The organism is Pseudoalteromonas sp. NBT06-2 (assembly GCF_002276045.1).
Lineage (GTDB): Bacteria > Pseudomonadota > Gammaproteobacteria > Enterobacterales > Alteromonadaceae > Pseudoalteromonas.
Map to the genome: position 1 here is coordinate 1 of NZ_NQMR01000255.1, position 4,562 is coordinate 4,562.

The window sequence follows — 4,562 nt, forward strand, 5'->3', positions numbered from 1 at the left end:
CCGACTTGAAAACCCTTGTTAGGTTACACATACCACCCTATATTTCTTTAATTTTTAATTGTACTTTTGAGTCAACAGACATCCCTAGGAAGTTGCTACCTTTTGTAATATCACAATATATTTCATATTGTTTTGAAGGTTCTAATTTGAAAAAAGCTAATGGAGTACCTTCATACCACTTGTTTTGACAACTTACTTGGAATCGATATTCTCCTGCAGGTAGAGAAATGTCATTGATTTGATTACTTAAAGCATTCCTTTTAGTAATCTCATTTTTATTTTCATCGTAAATATATAAAATAAAAGCACTATACTTTTCGGTTAAAAATAATTGCTCTCCACCAGAAGTGCGAACATTGGATAATTCCTGATTAGGAGTATTTGTAGGGTTGTACACTTGTGGTGTAGCGCAACCTACAAGGGCTAATACTGATACTAAAATAAAATTTTTCATCAAATCTATCCGTGTAACGAGCCTGTAGAATTTCTCTTTTAGAAAAAACAGACCCAAAAATTATTAAAAATTAAGCTTCAAAACGCATTGCTACGTGAATTCTGAGGCAATATTCTACTAAAACATTACTTTTACGGACGCACAGCACATAAATTTCATTCGTCAATTTACACTTTTTATAAATTCTACAGCCTCAACGCCGTTTTAAGCGGCAAATTTTAGTTGGCTAAAATGTGTGAGGTACGAACAACAGCCAACTGTAATTTGTCCGACTTGAAAACCCTTGTTAGGCATTCGTAGAGCGCATCAATTTAATACCATCTGCATCTGTTGAAAAACCAAAGTTTGAATAAAATGCTTCCATTTCAGGCAAGCAATATAATTCAAAGTGTTTTACCTTTTTTAATTTCTCATGATTCTTAACATTGTGCATAAGCTTTTGACCTAAGCCTGTACCTCTATAATCAACATTTACCATCACATCTAGTATCAATGCTTTGTATATAAAATCAGTAATGATGCGTGTAAAGCCGATTAAGTTATTATCTTGATCAAGAACACCAATACATATTTGGGAGTTTTTTACACAATTTATAGTGTCTTCAACTGAACGCTCTCCCCAACCCGTATCTTTGTATAATTGAATTAGTTGTTCAATTTGATTATCGGAAAAATTATAAATTATCGTCATATTTATTTAAGATGCCTAACGAGCCTGTAGAATTTCTCTTTTAGAAAAAACAGACCAAAAAATTATTAAAAATTAAGCTTCAAAACGCATTGCTACGTGAATTCTGAGGCAATATTCTACTAAAACATTACTTTTACGGACGCACAGCACATAAATTTCATTCGTCAATTTACACTTTTTATAAATTCTACAGCCTCAACGCCGTTTTAAGCGGCAAATTTTAGTTGGCTAAAATGTGTGAGGTACGAACAACAGCCAACTGTAATTTGTCCGACTTGAAAACCCTTGTTAGGCATTCGTAGAGCGCATCAATTTAATACCATCTGCATCTGTTGAAAAACCAAAGTTTGAATAAAATGCTTCCATTTCAGGCAAGCAATATAATTCAAAGTGTTTTACCTTTTTTAATTTCTCATGATTCTTAACATTGTGCATAAGCTTTTGACCTAAGCCTGTACCTCTATAATCAACATTTACCATCACATCTAGTATCAATGCTTTGTATATAAAATCAGTAATGATGCGTGTAAAGCCGATTAAGTTATTATCTTGATCAAGAACACCAATACATATTTGGGAGTTTTTTACACAATTTATAGTGTCTTCAACTGAACGCTCTCCCCAACCCGTATCTTTGTATAATTGAATTAGTTGTTCAATTTGATTATCGGAAAAATTATAAATTATCGTCATATTTATTTAAGATGCCTAACGAGCCTGTAGAATTTCTCTTTTAGAAAAAACAGACCAAAAAATTATTAAAAATTAAGCTTCAAAACGCATTGCTACGTGAATTCTGAGGCAATATTCTACTAAAACATTACTTTTACGGACGCACAGCACATAAATTTCATTCGTCAATTTACACTTTTGATAAATTCTACAGCCTCAACGCCTTAAATAAGCGGCGTAGAGAGGTTGGCTAAAATAAGTGAAGAATGAGCGCAAGCCAACCTTGATACGTCCGTCTTGATTTTTTTGTTAGCTACTTTGCTCAATTGCTTTTATTAAGTTATCAGGATCATTAGTGCCTAAGCTAACAGTTGTGCCATCTTTAAGCTTCAATTCAACAGCTGTCAAACCAGATACATTATACAACCAACCAGTAGATACTAACCGAATTCCTAAGCCGCAATACCATTTAGTCGATATTTCTTTAGCTGACTCTATTTGAGAAATATTGAGTGTCTTATTCCAAAACTTCGGGCCAAAAAACCAATTTACTTTCCCTTCTTTAACCCTAATTGTAAGAGAAGAAAATAAAATTGCTGCCAAGCCTACAACTACATAAGCAAACGCAATTGATTCATTAGGCTTTGAAATGGAAGCAAAAATCAGTATTAGAAAAATAATTCCAAAAATCGAAAGCATCGCTGTGCCTATTTGAGTATTCCTATACTCCATGATGTACTCCTTTTTGTAGCTAACGCCCGCATAAGGGGCTGATAATTGTTTGCTAAAATGTGAAGCAGAGCGGAACCGAGCAAACTGTTAGCAGTCCCATGCTTAATGCGCTTGTTTATTATATTTTTAAGCAACTTCTGCTGCATGGTAATTTGATAGTGACTCTAAGATTTTTATAAGGTTCCTTAAGTTACCTTCAGCGGTAGCCCTAGACACACCTAAAGTTAATTCTTCTTGTGTTTTAGGATTTTGAAGATCAAGGTTTATAGCATCAATAGTTTTATCTTTAATTTTTGAAATTGCTGATCGATCATCAAAGCTCTCTAAATTATTAGTTGTATAATATTTTAATAAATAGCCAAACTCATGAACTAAATTTCCATTTATTGATAAGCCCATGCGCGCATCAAAGTCTATGCTATTTTCTAACGCAACCTTCTTAAGTTTTCTACCCTTGAAAAATGACACTAAACTCTCCTAAAAATATAACGCCCCAATAAGCGGCGCAAAATAGTTGGCTATAATTATGAACGAAGTGAACGCAGCCAACTGTTAGGCGTCCGACTTGATTGGATTGTTATGTGTTTTTAAACACTACCTTAAACGTTTCACAAATAATAGGCATCTTTTCACTTGGAGTAAATGTACTGCCTTCAAGTTCCCTATGATAATAGTCCCAGTGAACTCGTTTCCAATAGGCCAAACTTTTATCACCTTCCCCCTCAAGCTCAGCATATTCTTCTGTAATTTCATTAAATGGAATTATAGAAACATTCGTTGTTTCTATAATACATTGAGCTTCACCTACCCAATTAGTAACGATATTGAGATCACCTACTCTAGGCAAAGGCTCGTTACTCGCTTGGTGCCACCAGAGTGAAGGCGAAGTTGCCACTTTTATACCTTTCATAACTAAATCAGCACACTCATTTGCATCAATTTCATTATCGCAAAAATGCCAACTACTAAGCTCTATAGGCTGTACCTTGAAATGTTGAAAGTAGTTATGGCTAATATTAGCTATTGATGGATGCATACATCTCCTAAACACATAACGCCGCCAACAACGGCAGACTTGTGATTGTGACTTTTGTGCGAAAATGGCGAAGCCATGCACAAAAGGCGCAAGCGCAAGGCTGTCCAGAGAGCGCAGCGAACGATGTTGCTTGGCCTTGTTATGTGCTTTTAACTGCATGATTCTAGAGCCTGCTCGAAATGATCTGCTAGCTCAATGTATTGGCTGCCCCAGCCATTATCCATTGCAATTTCTTGCAAGGATGCAGTAGGCAAGAACATGTTTAACATTTGCTCTGGGCTAGAAAGATAGCCAGTGGATTTAACAGAAGAAAGATTTGCTGAAACGACAACAAGCAGCTCTTGAGGCGTCTTGCTACCGAACATTGATTCTTCTGAATCACTGAGAAAACTTTCAAGGTGCGTTAACACCTTTTCCATTTTATCTTTCATTGCTTCAACTTCCATGAGTGCTCATTGCCACATAACGCCGCAATATGGGGCGTATTAAGCTTGGCTAAAATTAGCGAAGAATGAGCGCCAGCCAAGCTTTAGACGTCCCATACATAATTGCTTTGTTATGTGCCTATTTCTTTAGGTTCTCTGAAATAGTTTACAACCTTCGCAAATAGCCAATGAATACAAAATAATCCTATTTGTGAAAGAAAGCATGCAAATGGAATAAAAAACAACATATCAACAATTACAGAGCCATTTTCCCCCTCTGGAATATCTGAAAGGTAAACGAAAATCAAAACAACCCAAAGGCATGAAATTAAGCCTTGTGTATACAATAATAATTTACTTTTTGATACAACAAGCGCGTGATAAGGCATTATGCCAAAGCAAAATATGTAAAAACCTAGAGCGAGTAAACCTGAAATTATATTTGCAATCAAAACTCACCTTGGCACATAACATTTGTATAAACGGCGCGCACACTTATCAGGTTAGACCTCTCAATATAAGTTTAAAATAAGTTGTTATAAATTAGTAACT

General features: G+C 35.2%; 8 protein-coding genes. All 8 read right to left on the minus strand.

The genetic code is table 11. The annotated features are described in order from the left end of the window. Positions 1-37: 37 nt before the first annotated feature. A complete protein-coding gene (locus CJF42_RS24915) occupies positions 38-454 on the minus strand; it encodes a hypothetical protein (protein ID WP_095369208.1) in 417 nt (138 codons plus the stop codon). Positions 455-740: 286 nt separating this feature from the next. After that, on the minus strand, positions 741-1,145 hold the full coding sequence (locus tag CJF42_RS24920) for a GNAT family N-acetyltransferase (protein WP_095369209.1): 405 nt from the start codon (positions 1,143-1,145) through the stop codon (positions 741-743). A 288-nt stretch (positions 1,146-1,433) separates the two neighbouring features. Further along, entirely contained in the window at positions 1,434-1,838 is a 405-nt protein-coding gene (locus CJF42_RS24925; protein WP_095369209.1) for a GNAT family N-acetyltransferase, read from the minus strand. Positions 1,839-2,126: 288 nt separating this feature from the next. After that, positions 2,127-2,549 carry a hypothetical protein gene (locus CJF42_RS24930; protein WP_095369210.1) on the minus strand — a complete coding sequence of 141 codons (423 nt, stop codon included), beginning with the start codon at positions 2,547-2,549 and terminating at the stop codon, positions 2,127-2,129. Positions 2,550-2,675: 126 nt separating this feature from the next. Then, the gene (locus tag CJF42_RS24935) at positions 2,676-3,017 is read right to left on the minus strand and encodes a hypothetical protein (protein WP_095369211.1); all 342 of its coding nucleotides are present in this window, start codon (positions 3,015-3,017) and stop codon (positions 2,676-2,678) included. Between the two features lie 109 nt (positions 3,018-3,126). Further along, positions 3,127-3,585 carry an ASCH domain-containing protein gene (locus CJF42_RS24940; RefSeq protein ID WP_095369212.1) on the minus strand — a complete coding sequence of 153 codons (459 nt, stop codon included), beginning with the start codon at positions 3,583-3,585 and terminating at the stop codon, positions 3,127-3,129. Between the two features lie 149 nt (positions 3,586-3,734). Next, positions 3,735-4,031: a mitochondrial import receptor subunit TOM20 gene (locus CJF42_RS24945; RefSeq protein WP_095369213.1), complete on the minus strand. Its 297-nt coding sequence runs from the start codon at positions 4,029-4,031 to the stop codon at positions 3,735-3,737. 110 nt (positions 4,032-4,141) lie between these two features. Next, positions 4,142-4,462 (minus strand): hypothetical protein, encoded by a 321-nt coding sequence (locus CJF42_RS24950; protein ID WP_095369214.1) that lies wholly within the window; start codon positions 4,460-4,462, stop codon positions 4,142-4,144. Positions 4,463-4,562: the final 100 nt, after the last annotated feature.